The organism is Desulfoferrobacter suflitae (assembly GCF_022603395.1).
Taxonomy (GTDB): Bacteria; Desulfobacterota; Syntrophobacteria; order Syntrophobacterales; family Syntrophobacteraceae; genus Desulfoferrobacter; species Desulfoferrobacter suflitae.
Genome location: NZ_JAIBKA010000042.1, coordinates 1 through 958, shown reverse-complemented (window position 1 = coordinate 958; position 958 = coordinate 1). Strand labels below are relative to the sequence as shown.

The window sequence follows — 958 nt, the reverse complement described above, 5'->3', positions numbered from 1 at the left end:
TCCTACGTCCCACAATATTTGATTTGAACAGTCCCAAGTAATCTGATCCCGCCTATCCCGCTATACCTCGCCATGCTTTTGCACTTTACCCTGCCTACCCCGCGCGCCGGGCGCTAACCGGTCCCAAGACCACGCCGGATAACGGCTGGGCATCAGCGGGGGCGCCGAAGCACCTCCGGAATGTCAACATTACTGGTTGTCGCAGCGCCACGAGCCTCGCCGACCACCTGCAGGCCATGGCTCGGCTGCAAGATCTATTCTGCTGATGACGATGCAGACTCCAGTTCAGAGGCTTTCTTCAGAGCCCATTCAATGGCTTCGTTGTCAAATCCTGGCCTTGAGCGCATAAAAGCGGCCGCCTTTCGGTAGTACTCAGCGGCCATCCTATTCTGCCCCTTGGCTTCATAGACCGTTGCCAGTCTGTCGAGCCCGTCAACATCGTCCGGATATTGCTCCAATAGCTTGTGACACTGAGCTTCCGCTTCGTCCAGTTTCCCGGCTTGGATGAGATCAATGACACTATTCGATAGGTTGTCCAACTCCTCCATTTGGGCATGGATCTGTTTGAAGACATCTGAAGGAGCCTGCGGCGGCCGTGTCGCTGAGACCTGTTCGCGCAACAAACAGCATTTTTTGTACTTCTTTCCACTTCCACAAGGGCAGGGCGCATTGCGGGATATCTTACTCATGGGTAACGCAACTCCTTTGTTGAAAAACCGTTGCCAAACATAGCATCTGGCGCGTCGGGCGCCGGCGGTTTTGCGCTTGCGGGCGGCGCCAGGTTGGAGTAAACGAACGGCTTTTTCGGAAACCTCTTCGATCATGACTATTCGCTCAAGTGGGAGACGCCATGTTTGCTCCATTTACCCGCTCAGATATTAGAAAATACAGCTTGAATGTGCTGCGAAACAAGATCCGCTGCGGTTTGCCCTCCTGCCCCGTCTGCAATACTCAACCG

General features: G+C 54.5%; 1 protein-coding gene. It reads right to left on the bottom strand.

Features of this window, described 5'->3' with window-relative positions; all coding sequences use genetic code 11:
• Window positions 1-254: 254 nt before the first annotated feature.
• Window positions 255-824, bottom strand: coding sequence for a tetratricopeptide repeat protein (locus tag K1V27_RS22520; protein ID WP_258927476.1), 570 nt, complete (start codon window positions 822-824; stop codon window positions 255-257).
• Between the last annotated feature and the right edge of the window lie 134 nt (window positions 825-958).